Source organism: Peptococcus simiae (assembly GCF_046569735.1).
Taxonomy (GTDB): domain Bacteria; phylum Bacillota; class Peptococcia; order Peptococcales; family Peptococcaceae; genus Peptococcus; species Peptococcus simiae_A.
In genome coordinates this window covers 54,571-69,333 of the sequence record NZ_JBKICG010000003.1, presented here as the reverse complement: position 1 = coordinate 69,333, position 14,763 = coordinate 54,571, and the positions used below count along the sequence as shown (strand labels likewise).

General features: G+C 54.2%; 14 protein-coding genes. 12 read left to right on the top strand and 2 right to left on the bottom strand.

What is annotated here, in order from left to right; genetic code table 11:
- Nucleotide 1 precedes the first annotated feature (1 nt).
- A complete protein-coding gene (locus ACLGL1_RS02050) occupies nt 2-703 on the bottom strand; it encodes an ABC transporter ATP-binding protein (protein WP_411007131.1) in 702 nt (233 codons plus the stop codon).
- Between the two features lie 95 nt (nt 704-798).
- Here ACLGL1_RS02050 and ACLGL1_RS02045 point away from each other — a divergent pair, with 95 nt between their 5' ends.
- Nucleotides 799-1,362, top strand: coding sequence for a GNAT family N-acetyltransferase (locus tag ACLGL1_RS02045; RefSeq protein ID WP_411007130.1), 564 nt, complete (start codon nt 799-801; stop codon nt 1,360-1,362).
- A gap of 208 nt (nt 1,363-1,570) precedes the next feature.
- On the opposite strand, the gene pepV is transcribed toward ACLGL1_RS02045, so the two are convergent.
- Nucleotides 1,571-2,974: a dipeptidase PepV gene (pepV, locus tag ACLGL1_RS02040; RefSeq protein WP_411007129.1), complete on the bottom strand. Its 1,404-nt coding sequence runs from the start codon at nt 2,972-2,974 to the stop codon at nt 1,571-1,573.
- 268 nt (nt 2,975-3,242) lie between these two features.
- Here pepV and ACLGL1_RS02035 point away from each other — a divergent pair, with 268 nt between their 5' ends.
- From ACLGL1_RS02035 to dnaJ, 11 genes are all read left to right on the top strand, one after another.
- Nucleotides 3,243-4,298: an anion permease gene (locus tag ACLGL1_RS02035; RefSeq protein WP_411007128.1), complete on the top strand. Its 1,056-nt coding sequence runs from the start codon at nt 3,243-3,245 to the stop codon at nt 4,296-4,298.
- Nucleotides 4,299-4,326: 28 nt separating this feature from the next.
- Nucleotides 4,327-5,001, top strand: a complete 675-nt coding sequence (locus ACLGL1_RS02030; protein WP_411007127.1) for a DUF47 domain-containing protein — start codon at nt 4,327-4,329, stop codon at nt 4,999-5,001.
- Between the two features lie 27 nt (nt 5,002-5,028).
- Entirely contained in the window at nt 5,029-6,267 is a 1,239-nt protein-coding gene (locus ACLGL1_RS02025) for an AI-2E family transporter (protein ID WP_411007126.1), read from the top strand.
- Nucleotides 6,268-6,398: 131 nt separating this feature from the next.
- Nucleotides 6,399-6,953, top strand: coding sequence for a hypothetical protein (locus ACLGL1_RS02020; RefSeq protein ID WP_411007125.1), 555 nt, complete (start codon nt 6,399-6,401; stop codon nt 6,951-6,953).
- A gap of 98 nt (nt 6,954-7,051) precedes the next feature.
- The gene (locus ACLGL1_RS02015) at nt 7,052-7,966 is read left to right on the top strand and encodes a DUF1002 domain-containing protein (RefSeq protein WP_411007124.1); all 915 of its coding nucleotides are present in this window, start codon (nt 7,052-7,054) and stop codon (nt 7,964-7,966) included.
- A gap of 79 nt (nt 7,967-8,045) precedes the next feature.
- Complete coding sequence (gene hemW, locus ACLGL1_RS02010; RefSeq protein WP_411007123.1) at nt 8,046-9,170, top strand: radical SAM family heme chaperone HemW; 1,125 nt, start codon at nt 8,046-8,048, stop codon at nt 9,168-9,170.
- 84 nt (nt 9,171-9,254) lie between these two features.
- Nucleotides 9,255-9,641, top strand: coding sequence for a hypothetical protein (locus ACLGL1_RS02005; RefSeq protein ID WP_411007122.1), 387 nt, complete (start codon nt 9,255-9,257; stop codon nt 9,639-9,641).
- A 172-nt stretch (nt 9,642-9,813) separates the two neighbouring features.
- Nucleotides 9,814-10,932, top strand: a complete 1,119-nt coding sequence (gene hrcA, locus ACLGL1_RS02000) for a heat-inducible transcriptional repressor HrcA (protein WP_411007121.1) — start codon at nt 9,814-9,816, stop codon at nt 10,930-10,932.
- 17 nt (nt 10,933-10,949) lie between these two features.
- A complete protein-coding gene (gene grpE, locus ACLGL1_RS01995; protein ID WP_411007120.1) occupies nt 10,950-11,525 on the top strand; it encodes a nucleotide exchange factor GrpE in 576 nt (191 codons plus the stop codon).
- A gap of 52 nt (nt 11,526-11,577) precedes the next feature.
- Complete coding sequence (gene dnaK, locus ACLGL1_RS01990; RefSeq protein ID WP_411007119.1) at nt 11,578-13,425, top strand: molecular chaperone DnaK; 1,848 nt, start codon at nt 11,578-11,580, stop codon at nt 13,423-13,425.
- Nucleotides 13,425-14,678: a molecular chaperone DnaJ gene (gene dnaJ, locus ACLGL1_RS01985; protein ID WP_411007118.1), complete on the top strand. Its 1,254-nt coding sequence runs from the start codon at nt 13,425-13,427 to the stop codon at nt 14,676-14,678. Before dnaK ends, dnaJ begins: the two co-directional genes overlap by 1 nt.
- Nucleotides 14,679-14,763: the final 85 nt, after the last annotated feature.

Sequence of the window (14,763 nt, the reverse complement as noted above, 5' to 3'; positions counted from 1 at the left end):
CCTACCATTCCACATCTTCAATGGCCAGGGGGTTGGGGTTTAGGCGGACATCCCGGACCTTGGCATCGACGATGCTGATCACCCGATCAGCCAGCGGCGTCAATGCCTGGTTGTGGGTGATCACCAGGACGGTGGTGCCGGTGACCCGACAGGCATTATGGAGGAGGCCGAGGACTTCCCGGCCGGTCTGGTAGTCCAGGGCCCCGGTGGGCTCGTCAGCCAGGAGGAGGCGGGGCTTTTTGACCAGGGCCCGGGCGATGGCCACCCGCTGCTGTTCCCCACCGGAGAGCTGGGCGGGGAAGTTGCCGGCCCGGTCACTGAGGCCGACGGCAGCCAGGACATCTTCCGCCTTATCCGGCTGGTCGACCAACTGGGCGGCCAATTCGACATTTTCCAGGGCGGTCAGGTTGGGAACCAGGTTGTAAAACTGGAAGACAAAGCCGATGACCTCCCGCCGGTAGCGGGTCAGGTCACGGTCACTGTAATTTTCCAGGTGGGCGCCATCTACGATGATTTCGCCGCTGGTAGGCCGGTCCATCCCGCCTAGGAGGTTCAGAGTGGTGGACTTACCGGCGCCGGAAGGGCCGACAATAATGACAAACTCTCCCTGGTTCACGCTAAAGCTGATCTTGTCATTGGCAATGATTTGGGTCTCGCCCGTTTGATAAATTTTACTGCAATCAATTAAATCAATAAATGCCATGAGGGCCCTCCTTTCATCTTGAAAATGACTATGTTATGATATAGGTATAGAGTATTATACCACGCTTAGAATTAATTGACTATGAGGAGGTCGTTATGGTGTCTTTACAGTGGAGTAGGCAAGTCCTGCCGGAAGATGCCTTTTCTCAATTATATACAGACCATATGCAGGCTGACTTTCCGGCCTGCGAGCTGAAGCCCTTTAAGCACCTTCTGGCCCTGCAGGCCACCGGCAACTACGGCGCCTATACCTTTGGCCAGGCTGCCGATATGCGGGCCTATGCCTGCCTCTATGCCGACCAGGAGGCGGCCCTCCTGGACTACTTTGCCGTTGCCCGCGGTTACCGGTCTGAAGGCTGGGGGAGCCGGGCCCTGGAAGCCCTTTTGGACCAGGGCCTGCCCAGTGGTGGCCTTATCTTGGAATGTGATGACCCGGCCTTTGCAGAAACGGATGCTGAACGGCGGATTCGCGAACGGCGGATCCAGTTTTACGAGCGGCTGGGTTTTTCGGATAGTGGGGTTCGGGCAACGGTCTTTACCGCCCCCTTCTGGGTCATGGCCCGGGGGCAGGTAGAAGATGCCCGGGCGGCCCTCAAGCATGTCTATGACATTTTTGTGCCCGATGAGAAGCTCTATGCCAAGTATATTCATATCCACTAAAAAAGGGACTGTGTCAGAATGAGTAAAATCATTCGACATAGCCCCATAAAAGCTCCTTTTTACTTGTCAGTGTTCTCGTCTAGGTTAAGATTAAAATACTTGTTGTAGGCATGTATATAGTATAGCAAAAAAAGCACAAGGCCCGTCTCAAAAATGAGACGGGCCTTGTGCTTTTTTAGGGGCTATTTTACACCAGCCCCTTTTTTGCTTAGTCAGCTTTTTCTGTGAGTCGCCGGATGGCTTCCTGGTAAATGGCAATGGCCTTATAGAGGGAGGCGAGGGCGATGTGCTCATTGGCCTGGTGGAGCTGGCCGTCTTCGCCCGGGAAGAGGGGGCCATAGGCGACGGCCTTGGGCATCATCCGGGCGTAGGTCCCGCCGCCGATGGACAGGGGCTGGGCGGTGGCGTCGCCGGTCAGCTCTTGGTAGACTGCCAGGAGGGTGGCCACCAGGGGGTCATCGGCCGGGATATAATGGACGGCCTTGGCGGGGCCATCATAGGCTAGGTCCAGGCCATATGCGGCGGCCTTGGCCCGGACCCGGTCCACAATTTCTTCGGCCGTCAGCCCCCGGGGGTAGCGGATATTGATATTGACCCGGCTGGTAGCCGGCTGGATGTCGACAATGCCGGCGTTTACCGTTAGGGGGCCCATGACCTCATCGCTAAAGGCCAGGCCCAGGCCGGCCCCGTCCGGCTGGCGGTGGAGGCAGTCGCTGATAAAGGAAATGGTTGGGTCTAGTCCTTGGCCCAAATAGGCCTGGAGAAAGGCCGCTAGGTAGCTGGCCGCATTCCGGCCGGCAGCCGGTTCCGCCCCATGGGCAGACTTGCCCTGGAGGGTGAGCTTCACGTCGCCGGTGACCCAATCGGCCTGGCCCTGGAGACCCTGGTCTTGGCACCAGGCCGGAAAGCGGTCGGCTAAGTGGGCTGTCTGGTCGCCTATTAGGATGGCCTCTGCCCGGTCCGGGACCATATTGGCCCGTTCTCCGGCCTGGAGGATCTTTAAGGGGCCGGTGGCCGTCCTTTTAGCGGTGAGGTTTAAGGTGACCATCCCCTTTTCCCCGTTAATGAGGGGGAAGTCTGCATCCGGCGAAAAGCCCAGGCTGGGCATGGGCTCTGTGGCAAAGTAGCGGGCCATGCAGCCCCAATCGCTTTCTTCATCCGTTCCGATGATGAGGTGGATCCGCTTTTTCGGCTTAAAACCGGCCTCTTTTAAGCCCAGGAGGGCGTAGTAGGCGGCCATGGCCGGGCCCTTGTCATCGGCTGCCCCGCGGGCGTATAAAAACCCGTTCCGGATGCTGGCCTCAAAGGGCGGGCTGGCCCAGTCGCCGGTGGCCGGGACCACATCGACATGGACCAGGATACCTAGGATATCCTCGCCTGCGCCCCAGGCAATGCGGCCGGCATAGCCGTCAATATTGGTGGCTTCAAACCCGTCTCGGTCAGCCAGCTGGAGCATGTAGGCCAGGGCCTGGGCCGGTCCCGGGCCAAAGGGTTGGCCGGGGCCCTGCCGGCTGTCATCCCGGACACTTTCAATGGCCAGGAGACCGGCCAGGTCCCGGTGGAAGTGGTTTTTGTTTAGATGAGCCATCACTTGGCCCAGTGGATCATTCATGGTAAGCCTCCTCAAGCTGCTAGTGGTTTGCTAGGACCATCCTACCATTTTATCAGGCCTTAAACAAATGTCGCCGGCGACTGATTCCGGTCCGGTGATAGATAAGCAATATTAATGAAGAAAAAGCAAAGAAAGAAATCAGTCCGCCTCTGATTTATGCTAAAATTTACTTGGAACAAAAGCCATCTTAAAAAAACTTGACAGAATGGGTCGCATATTCGACAATAAGAATGAATGGATGGTTGACTACTTATTTCAGGAGGGTGATATGGCGGATTCGTTATTGGTGTTTCTGCAGGATGTTACATCCAGCCCCGCATACGCAATTACGGCCTTTTTAGTTTTAGCAGTCATCTTTGTGAATGGCTGGACCGACGCACCGAATGCGATTGCGACCTGCGTGTCTACACGTGCCATGCGGGCCCGGCCGGCTATACTGATGGCAGCCGTTTTTAATTTTTTGGGCGTACTGATTATGACCATGGTCAGCGCCGGTGTAGCGGAAACTATTTTTAATATGGTCGATTTTCGCGGCGAACCGTACCCGGCCTTGCTGGCCTTGTGTGCGGCCCTATTTGCCATTGTGATTTGGGCAGTGGCCAGCTGGTATTTTGGGATTCCCACCAGTGAAAGTCATGCCCTCATTGCCGGGATTTCCGGCGCAGCGATTGCCTTACAAGGGGGTATCAGCGGCATCAATGGGAATGAATGGATTAAAGTCATTTACGGGCTTATTCTATCTGTGACCCTTGGTTTTTTAATGGGCTGGTGTATTGTTCGCCTGGTTGGCCGACTCTTCAGAAATACCGATCGGCGCCGGACAGCCGGCGTCTTTCGAGGTGGCCAAATCGCCAGTGCGGCAGCCATGGCCTTCATGCATGGGGCCCAGGATGGGCAGAAATTCATGGGGGTCTTTATGCTGGGGATGTTTTTAGCCCGAGGTGAAAACCCTTCCGGCAGCTTTACCATTCCCCTGTGGCTGATGATTCTTTGCTCAGCTGTCATGGGGATAGGGACTTCTATCGGCGGCTACCGGATTATTAAGAGCGTAGGGATGGATATGGTCAAGATTAAGCAGTGGCAGGGCTTTTCAGCTGATGTGGCCGGGTCCCTGGTCTTGCTGATTGCGACCCTCGTCGGTTTCCCGGTCTCGACGACCCAGACGAAAACCACAGCGATTATGGGGGTTGGCGCCGGTAAGAGTTTATCCAGCGTGCGCTGGGACTTGGTTAGAAACATGGCCTTGACATGGTTAATCACCTTCCCCGGCTGTGGGTTAATTGGTTTTTGTGCAGTGAAAGCATTCGCAATATTGTTCGCATAGGGTTACTTAGAAAGTATTGGAGGAAAAAATGGGCCAAGATACTAAAGAAACCAAGAAGAATAAGAAGAAAACGCGGAAACCTAAAAAGAATTACAATTATTTCAAAGCCTTTGAGAAAATGACCCGGTATACCGTTCAAGCAGCGGCCTTGTTGGAAGACGCCACGACCAACTACAACCTGGATGTGGTTTTTGAAGACAAGCTGGAAGATATCCGCCGGGTGGAACACAAGTGTGATGAAGTGGTCTATGAAATCATGGACCAAATTGTCGCTGAATTTTTGCCGCCCATTGATCAGGAAGATATCATCAGCCTAACTTATGCCCTGGATGATGTCACTGATGCTATTGAGGACGTCTTTACCTGCATCTATATGTTCCGTGTGGATCATTTGCGGTCTGATGCCGTTGAATTTACCCGGATTTTATTACAGAGTACTGAAGGGCTTGAGGAAGCGGCAAAAGAATTTAGTCATTTCAAAAAGAGCAAGCACTTAAAGGATAAGGTGATGGCGGTTTCTGACTTGGAAAAAGAAGCGGACAAGCTCTTTGTCCGGGCCACCCATGAATTATTCGGGGATTCCTCTCTTGACCTGCGTGAAGTCATCATTTGGAAGGACCTTTATGAACGCTTAGAGAACTGCTGTGATGCCGCAGAAATGGTGACCAAGCTGATGGAGAAAATTCAATTAAAGAATCTCTAAACCAATCATTGAAACGGAGCAACCTGTATGCATTTTAACCGCTATACCCTGAGAAGGACCATGCTCGCCCTGGTCCTGCTCATTATCATCGCTTATGCTGTTTTTCATGCCGGAGATGTCGGGGTATCTTTTGGGAAATTACTCAATCTCTTAACGCCCTTTATTGCCGGGGCTGTCATGGCCTTTATTTTGAACGTACCCATGCGCTTTTTAGAAGGTCGGGTATTTTCGAAGATTAAGAGTAAGAAGTTTAAAAAGTTCAAACGGCCCCTAGCCGTTTTGCTATCACTAATCATTGTCATCTTATTGGTTACCCTGGTCTCGGTCATTGTTATTCCGCAGCTCATCGATTCTATTACCCTATTTGTGAGCAATATGCCGGAATACTTTGCCGGCTTTAACCACATCCTGGACCAGGTGGTCCAGCGGTTCCCAGATTCAGCTGAACAGGTCGAGCAGATACGGAAGAACATAGAGAATATATCCCCGGCCAATATCCAGCAAGGGATTATGGACTTCCTGCGGTCCTCGCCGGATGGGTCCAATGGGGATAATGGCAACCTCTTAACCTCGGCCCTCTTCTCAACCTTTGGGATCGTGACCAGTGTATTTGGCTTCCTGGTCAATGCCGTGGTGGGTTTTGCCTTTGCGATTTATGTCCTCTTTGCCAAGGAAGACCTGGCCATCCAGGGCCGGCGGTTGATCTTTGCTATCTTCTCCCATGAAACGGCCAAGTATGTCATCCACGTCTTTCAGGTGGGCTTTGCCAAGTTTTATAACTTCCTGACCGGGCAGTTATTGGAAGCGGTGATCTTGGGGTCCCTGATGAGTATCGGGATGCTTGTTTTACAGCTGCCCTATGCCTTCATGATTGGGGTCCTGATTGGCTTTACGGCCTTGATTCCCATTGCCGGAGCGGTGATCGGTGGCTTTATTGGTTTCTTGCTGGTCTTCAGCGTCAGCACCACCAAGGCCCTGATTTTCCTCGTCTTTATGCTCCTGCTCCAGCAATTTGAGTCCAATGTCATCTACCCCCGGGTGGTTGGCAGTTCGGTGGGGCTGCCCTCTATGTGGACCCTCTTTGCCATTACCATCGGTGGGTCTTTAATGGGCCTCATGGGGATGTTGCTCTTTGTCCCCTTGGTGAGCACGATTTACAGTTTGATTTCAGAAATTATTTATGGCCGCCTGGAAATGAAGGGGATTTCAGAGAAAGACCCCAATATTATCTATGGCGTACCGGATAGCAAGCGCTTAAAAAGTTAAGCGGACAAGTTCATAAAAAGTGGCGTTCGCGCCGACTGGTTGGAAACTTCCCAGGATAACACTAAGACCGCCCCCTAGGGGGGAGACAGCCTGTCTTTGTGCAGGCTGTCTTTTTTTGAAAGGAAATGAATATGCGTAGACAATCTTATACCTATCCCCTAGCTCTGACAGCTATTTGTGTTGGTGTCAACTTGGCCCTCTGCTTTGTCAATACCCAGCTCAAGCTCCCCATCTATATTGATACCGTCGGGACCATGACAGTTGCGGCCCTCCTGGGCGCCCCCTGGGCGGTGGCCTGTGCAGTCCTCAGTGCCATTGCCAACACCAGCATGGATGCCTTTGCCCTGCCCTTCCTGCCCCAAAGCATGACGACGGCCCTCCTGGCCACCCTGGTTTTCCGTCATCCCCGGGTCAAAAAGCTGGCTGCACCGGTTAAGGGACTGATTGTCGGCCTTCCGGCTGCGATGATCGGAGCCCTGATTGCCGCCTATATCTTTGGCGGGGTGACCTCGGCCGGGTCTAGCTATATCTTACAGTTTATGACCCATGTCATGGGGATGCCCCTGGTGGCTTCGGCCTTTATCGTCCAAGTGGTGACGGATTATCTTGATAAAACCCTGATCATCATCTTTGTGGGCCTGGTCATCCGGCGGATTCCCGGCTATATTTTAGAGCGCCTGCAATGAATTAACAGGTCCGCAATGAAATGGTAGGAAATGCTTGACATCTTTTTTACAAAACTATGCTATACTTGCCTTAAGCTGAAAGGCTAAGGAGGTATTCAATGAAGAAAACGATTATATCCACTGTCCTCGTGGCTGTCCTGGCCTTCCAACCCCTGGCAGCCCTGGCTGATGCAGCGGTGGGGGATAGTATTGTTACCATTGGGGATAACCTAAATGCCCAGCAGAGAGAAGAAGTCCTGCGCTACTTCAATGCCCCCCAGGGGGTCCAGGAAATTCGGGTAACCATTGATGAAGAACGGTACTACCTGGGCAATTCTGTACCGGCGGCCCAAATTGGGAACAGCACCAATTCCTGTGCCATGGTGACCTACACCTCTAAGGGGTCCGGGATCCATGTCACCACCAACAACATCAACTATGTCACCCCCTCTGCATATGAAAGCGCCCTGCTGACCGCCGGCGTCACCGATGCAGATGTCAAGGTAACGGCCCCCTTTGAAGTCAGTGGGACCGGGGCCTTAACCGGGATTATCAAGGCCTATGAAGTTTCTAGTGGGGCGCAAATTTCCGATGATGTGAAAAAAGCTGCCACCCAGGAGTTGGTCACCAATGCCAACCTCTCTAAAAGTCTGGGGGAAGACCAGTCCACAGCGGTCATCAATGACATCAAAAAGCGGATTGCTACGGAAAAACCCCAAACTGCCAATGACATCAAGGCCATCGTGGATAAAATCCTGGCCGACTACAATATCCAGTTAACAGACCAGCAGTACAAGCAACTTCTGGACACGGTCAACCAGCTGGCCAGCTTAAATATTGACTGGAATGCCCTGTCCGATAACCTCAACAAGTGGGCCCACCAGGCCAATGACTACCTGAACACAGAGGAAGGGCAAAACTTCCTGAGTAAATTAGGCAGTTGGTTTGAAAGCTTTATCGGCTGGTTTGCTGGCCTCGTCAGCGGGTCATCAGACCAGGCCCCGGCTGAAGAGACCAATAACGGCGGTCAGTAAGCAGGAAAAAGACGCCTTTAGGGCGTCTTTTTCCTATTCTAAGTATTTTACCTGTAAGCGAGTATGAAGGGAGGTCCCTATGGGCGGCTTGTATATCCATATTCCTTTTTGCCCCAGTAAGTGCCGCTATTGCGATTTCTTGAGCGGGCCGGCTGCGGAGGCCGACCAGGCGGCCTATATCGAGGCCCTGCTCATCGATCTCCGCCTCCAGATCCAGGCCTTTGACCAGCCTCTGGAGACCATCTTTATCGGCGGCGGCACGCCGAGCAGCCTGTCCCGGGCCAACTGGGCCCGGCTCCTGGAAGGGATGGCCGACCTGCCCGGCCTCGGGGCGGTCCAGGAATGGACGGTGGAGGTCAATCCCGGGGACCTGACAGCTGGGCTTTTGGCCGACTGGCTGGCCGCCGGGGTCAACCGCCTATCAATGGGGGTCCAGAGCTTTGATGATGCCACTTTAAAGATATTAGGCCGCCGCCATGACCGGCAAATGGCCCTGGCCGCTTATGAGACCATCCGGGCTGCCGGTTTTAGCAATGTCAACCTGGACCTGATGTACGGCCTGCCGGGGATGACCTTAGACAGCTGGCAGGCAACAGTCAAGGCGGCCCTGGCCTTGGCGCCCAGCCACCTGTCCCTTTATGGGCTCATTGTTGAAGAGGGGACCCCCATTGCCCAGGACCTGGCTGCCGGTCGCCTGCCGGATCCGGATGAGGACCTGGCCCGGGCCAGTTTTTTATGGCAGCGGGAGGCCCTGGCAGCGGCCGGCTACCGGCAATATGAGATTTCCAACTATGCCCAGGAAGGGGAGGTCTGCCGGCATAACCGGCTTTACTGGTCTCTGGGCGACTGGCTGGGCTGTGGTTTAGGTGCATCCGGTCAGGTAGGCGGTCGCTTTACCCGGCTGACCGGAGACCCGGCCCTCTATCGGTCCAGCCTGGCAGAGGGCCGCCTCCCCCTGGTCGAGGATGAGGTATGGTCTCGGGAGGACCTGATGAGCGAGCAGGTCATCCTGGCCTTGCGGCAGACGGAAGGCTTATGGATCCCCAGCTTTGATGCCCGTTACGGGGCCCACTTTCATCTTGATTACGCCGTGGCCATTAAGGCGGCCTGCACCCAGGGGCTGGCTGTCATGGACGGCCAGTATTTTAAGCCCAGTCTGGAAGGATTGCTCTTAAATAATGAACTGGCCATTTTATTTTTGTAAAGGCCCCTTTTGCCCTTGACAAGGGGGGCCAATAGTGGGATGATTTGCCATATCAGGTATGCCATTTGCAAGGGAGGCCTCATCATGGGACAAAGTCGGCTGAAGTTGTATAGACTTTTGATGTTTTTAGCGGTCATAGCGACTGTGGGCTACTATAATGCCGTCACCCGACTTTTTACCCTGCCGGCTACAGGGGTCGCTTATATTCAGAGCCATCTGTTACTGGCCCTGGCTTTCGTTTTGCTGGCCATGGGGGTTGGTGTCCTGGCCGTCCGCTTTTCCTTTGGTGGCTGGCGGCTGGGGACCATCTTGACCCTTGGCCTGGATGTCCTGGTCCTGCTCAGTGCGATTTTTGTAGACTTCGGTATATCGACGGATGTCCTCCGCTGCATGCTCCATAGCGGCGGGCTCATCCCCTTATCGGCCTTGAATATGGCTGTGGCCCTCCACTGGGTCTTCCGGGCCCAATAAAGCCCCATCTATCAAACCGTTTTCCCTTAGCTGGAAACGGTTTTTTTGTTGGATAAAAGGGGCAATTGCTTGACAAGAAGGGGGAAAGGTGATAAATTGAATGTGTAATTAGCACTCGATTAGATTGAGTGCTAACAAGATGTGACCAGTACAGAAGAAAAGGAGGCATGACGTGGGTATTACCGATCGCCAAGAACGCATCCTGGAGCACCTCATTCATGATTATGTGGCCAGCGGTGAACCGGTGGGCTCACGCACGCTGTCCAAAAAAGAAGACCTTGGCGTCAGTGCGGCAACCATCCGCAACGACCTGTCTGACCTAGAAGAGGCAGGCCTGGTCATTGCGCCCCATACCTCTGCCGGTCGGGTACCGACCGATGAGGGCCTGAGCTATTATATCAGCCGGCTCCTGCCGGTCCACTTGGCTGAAGACCGGTCGACCGACCCCTTTGGGGTCAAGGCCTGGTTGGGCACCGGCCGGGTCAATGATGATGTTACCCGGCTGGCCCTTGTGGACTGGCTGGCTAAAGCAGCAGGCCTGCCGGCCATGCTCTACCTCCCGGCCCTGGCAGCTGAGGAACAGCCGGTCCTGGCCCGGTTAAAGGTCATCTTCCTGGCCCCTGGCCGGGCCCTGATGGTTATGGTTACCGATGATGAGCAAGTCAGTAGTGACCTGGTGGATATGCCCTTGAGCATCGGTGAAAAGGAAATGCTCATTGCCGAGGGGCTCTTGAACCACTACCTGCGCGGCCTGCCCCTGCATTACTGGCGCCGGCCCCTGGCAGAGTTCTTGCAGCAGCAGGACGGTGAACTGGCTCACTTTATCCGCCAAATTGTCGACTTGCTCGGTGAAGCCATTTCCCATGATGGCCGCCGGGTCGTCTATGTTAGCGGGGCCTTAAAAATTTTAGACCAGCCTGAATTCCAGGAGCCGGACAAGCTGCGCCGGATCCTATCGGCCCTGGAGGAAGAAAGAACCGTACCAGACCTGCTGGCTGATGTATCCGGTAAGGATCCTGTGGTCCGCCTGGGCCGGGAACTGCCGAGCCCCCTCCTAGAGGACTGCGCCCTTGTGAGCGTAGCTTATCACATTGGCCGGCAAAGAGGCCACCTGGGCCTTTTAGGACCAAAAAGAATGAACTATCTTGCTTGCGCCCGTCTCTTACAAACGACCGCCCAGGCCATTGAAGAGATTTACCGAGACAAGGCCATGCTGGTACCAGACCGCCAAACGGACCTGGCCCCCCTCCTGCATTCCTTTGCTTGGCAACTGCGCGAGATTAGACAATAGAAAAGGAGTGAAGCGCATTGCGCGACCACGCATCTGAAAAAGAAACCATGTCGTCTGAGACAGAAGCCCCTGCAGAAGCGACGGCCGAAAAGGCTGAAGATGTGGCGGAAGCCACTGCTGAATCCGGCCAAGGGGAAGAAAATCCCTCCACTGGTGCCGAGACCCCGGAATTGGAAAACAGGTACATCCGCCTGCTGGCCGACTTTGACAACTACAAACGCCGAACCCAGCGGGAAAAAGCGGATATTTACCAGTATGCCAATGAAAGCCTCATTAAGGAAATCCTGCCGGTATTAGATGCCTTTGACATGGCCCTTCAAACAGCGCCCAGCTCTGATGACGACAGCCATAAAAGCGTCATGACCGGCCTGGAGCAAATCCAGCGGCAGCTGATGACGGTCCTAGAAGGGGCCGGCCTGTCCCGGATTGCCGGCCTGGGTGAAAGCTACGACCCGGTCTACCATGAGGCCATTATGGTCGATGAAAACGCCGACGCACCGGCCAATACCATCATTGATGAATTACGCACCGGTTACCAATTTAAAGATAAGGTACTGCGCCCCACTGTCTGTCGGGTCAGCGGGACCAGTTAACCATCCATTATATATGACAGATTATTAAGGATAAATATTCAGGAGGAAAAATATGGGAAAAGTTATAGGTATTGACTTAGGGACCACCAACTCTTGTGTGGCTGTTATGGAAGGTGGCGAGGCCGTCGTTATCCCCAATACAGAAGGAAACCGGACGACCCCGTCTGTTGTTGGTTTAAATAATAGCGGCGAGCGCCTGGTCGGCCAAGTGGCCAAGCGCCAAGCCATCACCAACCCCCACAACACCGTTGCTTCGATCAAGCGGCACATGGGGACTGACTACAAGGCCCACATGGGGGACAAGGAATACACCCCCCAGGAAATCTCCGCTATGATTTTGCAGAAATTGAAAAGCGATGCAGAAGCCTACCTGGGCGAAACAGTCAGCCAGGCCGTTATCACCGTTCCGGCCTACTTCTCTGACAGCCAACGGCAGGCCACCAAGGATGCCGGTAAAATTGCCGGCTTAGATGTTTTACGTATCATCAACGAACCGACTGCAGCGGCCCTGGCCTATGGGGTGGATAAAGAATCTGAAGACCAAAAAATCCTGGTCTTTGACCTAGGTGGTGGGACCTTTGACGTCTCCTTAATGGAAATTGGCGACGGGATTTTTGAAGTGCTGGCAACCAGTGGGAACAACCGCCTCGGTGGCGATGACTTTGACAAGAAAATCATTGACTGGGCTGTAGACAACTTCAAGAAAGATACAGGCATTGACCTGTCTGCAGATAAGACCGCTATGCAACGGTTAAAGGAAGCCGCTGAAAAGGCCAAAATGGAACTCTCGACAGTAACCACCTCTAACCTCAACCTGCCCTTTATCTCTATGGACAGCAATGGCCAGCCCCAGCACATGGACCTGACCCTGAGCCGGGCTAAATTTGACGAACTGACCGCTGACCTGGTTGAAAAAACCATGGTTCCTTCCCGTCAAGCCATGAGCGACGCCGGCCTGTCTGCCAGCGATATCGACAAGGTCATCTTAGTCGGTGGGTCCACCCGGATGCCCTCCATCCAGGAAGCCATTAAGAAATTAACCAATAAAGACCCCTTCAAGGGCATCAACCCGGACGAAAGCGTCGCCATTGGTGCCGCCATCCAGGGCGGTGTCTTAGTCGGCGAAGTCAAAGACGTGGTCTTATTAGACGTCACCCCCCTGTCTTTGGGGATTGAAACCCTGGGCGGCGTCATGACCAAGATTGTCGAACGGAATACAACCATCCCGGTATCCCGCAGCCAGGTCTTCACCACCGCTGCCGATAACCAAACCTCTACGGATATTCACGTCCTCCAAGGGGAACGGGAAATGGCCGCCAACAACAAGACCTTGGGCCGGTTCAGCCTGATGGATATCCCTCCGGCACCGAGAGGGATTCCGCAAATTGAAGTCACCTTTGACATTGACGCCAACGGGATCGTCAATGTATCTGCTAAGGACAAGGGCACCGGCAAGAGCCAGCGGATCACTATCCAGTCCAACAGCGGCCTGTCCGATGAAGACATTGACCGGATGGTCAAAGACGCTGAGGAAAATGCCGAAGCCGATAAGAAAATGAAGGAAGCTGTCGATACCCGCAATAACGCCGACAGCCTCCTCTTCCAAACCGACAAGGCCTTAAAAGACGCCGGCGAGACTGTTGAAGCTGCTGACAAGGAAGCCATTGAAGCTGCTCAAAAAGACCTCCGAACGGCCCTTGAAGGTGATGACACCGAAGACATCAAGGCCAAAACCGAAGCCTTAACCCAGGCCCTCTACAAGATGACTGAAAAAATGTATGCCAATGCACAAGCGGAAGCCAACGCTCAGGCTGAAGCCCAAGGGGACAATGCTGGTGCAGCCGGTGAAGACGGTACCTTTGACGCCGACTACACCGAAGTGAATGAAGACGATAAATAATGGCCGATAAGCGCGATTATTATGAGGTGCTCGGGGTTGATAAAGACGCCACAGACCAGGATATAAAAAAGGCCTTCCGAAAAAAGGCACGGAAGTATCACCCCGATGTGAACCCGGACGACAAAGAGGCGGAAAAGCGCTTTAAAGAAGTAAACGACGCCTACGAAACCCTTTCAGACCCGCAAAAACGCCAGCAGTATGACCAGTTTGGTCCGGACGGCCCCCAATTTGGAGGCTTTGGCGGCGGGCCAGGTGCAGGTGGCGCCGGCTTCGGTGGCGACTTTAGCGATATCGGCGATATCTTCAATATGTTCTTTGGCGGGGCCGCCGGTGGCGGCGGCCGACCACACGGTCCCCGTCGGGGCAATGACTTACGGGCCGACCTACTGATTGATTTTGAAACAGCTGTCTTTGGCGGCAAGGAAACCATTACCCTTACCCGGCGGAAGGTCTGTGACACCTGCCATGGGACCGGGGCCAAGGCCGGGACCAGCCCCCATACCTGCTCCCGATGTGGCGGGACCGGCCGGATTATCAGCGCCCAGCAGACCCCCTTTGGCCGGATTCAGACCCAAAGCACCTGTCCTGAATGTGGTGGCAGCGGTGAAATCATTGATGAACCCTGCACCGCCTGTGGCGGCCAGGGCCTGAAGCGGGAAACGGTCAGCCTGGATGTGACCATCCCTGCCGGGGTAGACAATGGCAACCGCCTGCGGATGCAGGGCGAAGGGGAGGGCGGCGAACAAGGCGGCCCCTCCGGCGACCTCTTCATCTACATCCGCGTCAAGCCCCACCCGATCTTCGAACGGGTTGATAACGATATCCACATGGAGCAGCCCATTAACGTGGCCCAGGCAGCCTTGGGGGATGAAATCGAAGTTCCTACCCTGGAAGGCCGCCTAAAATTTAAAATCCCCGCCGGCGTGCAGAGCGGCACCCGGTTCCGCCTCAAAGGCAAGGGCATCAAGGGGATGCGGAGCTTCGGGCGTGGCGACCAGTATGTAACGGTCGTTGTAGAAACGCCTAAGGGGCTCAGCGATGAGCAAAGGGACCTCTTTGCCAACCTATACGAAACCCTGGACCGGAAAGAACTTTATACGGACAGCAAGGGCCGGGCTCGAACAGCCAAAAACAGCTCCGGCAGCGGTAAGGGTGACAAGGATGAGGAAAAGGGTTGGTTTGGTAAAATCAAAGATACCGTCAACGATATTTTCCAAGATGATGAAGAAGAAGAGTCCCCTGATAAGAAATAGGTAAAAGCCTTTCATTGACCATCCGTCAGTGAAAGGCTTTTTTATATGGTTTGAATAATCCCCGCAAGGGGATATTAAATGGTAT

Bases quoted from the DNA above. Each gene is read 5' to 3' on its own strand.
- pepV (WP_411007129.1), bottom strand. From the start codon at position 2,974: ATGAATGATCCACTGGGCCAAGTGATGGCTCATCTAAACAAAAACCAC.
- ACLGL1_RS02030 (WP_411007127.1), top strand. From the start codon at position 4,327: ATGGGCCAAGATACTAAAGAAACCAAGAAGAATAAGAAGAAAACGCGG.
- dnaJ (WP_411007118.1), top strand. From the start codon at position 13,425: ATGGCCGATAAGCGCGATTATTATGAGGTGCTCGGGGTTGATAAAGAC.
- hemW (WP_411007123.1), top strand. From the start codon at position 8,046: ATGGGCGGCTTGTATATCCATATTCCTTTTTGCCCCAGTAAGTGCCGC.
- dnaK (WP_411007119.1), top strand. From the start codon at position 11,578: ATGGGAAAAGTTATAGGTATTGACTTAGGGACCACCAACTCTTGTGTG.
- ACLGL1_RS02020 (WP_411007125.1), top strand. From the start codon at position 6,399: ATGCGTAGACAATCTTATACCTATCCCCTAGCTCTGACAGCTATTTGT.
- ACLGL1_RS02015 (WP_411007124.1), top strand. From the start codon at position 7,052: ATGAAGAAAACGATTATATCCACTGTCCTCGTGGCTGTCCTGGCCTTC.
- ACLGL1_RS02050 (WP_411007131.1), bottom strand. From the start codon at position 703: ATGGCATTTATTGATTTAATTGATTGCAGTAAAATTTATCAAACGGGC.
- ACLGL1_RS02005 (WP_411007122.1), top strand. From the start codon at position 9,255: ATGGGACAAAGTCGGCTGAAGTTGTATAGACTTTTGATGTTTTTAGCG.
- ACLGL1_RS02035 (WP_411007128.1), top strand. From the start codon at position 3,243: ATGGCGGATTCGTTATTGGTGTTTCTGCAGGATGTTACATCCAGCCCC.
- ACLGL1_RS02025 (WP_411007126.1), top strand. From the start codon at position 5,029: ATGCATTTTAACCGCTATACCCTGAGAAGGACCATGCTCGCCCTGGTC.
- ACLGL1_RS02045 (WP_411007130.1), top strand. From the start codon at position 799: ATGGTGTCTTTACAGTGGAGTAGGCAAGTCCTGCCGGAAGATGCCTTT.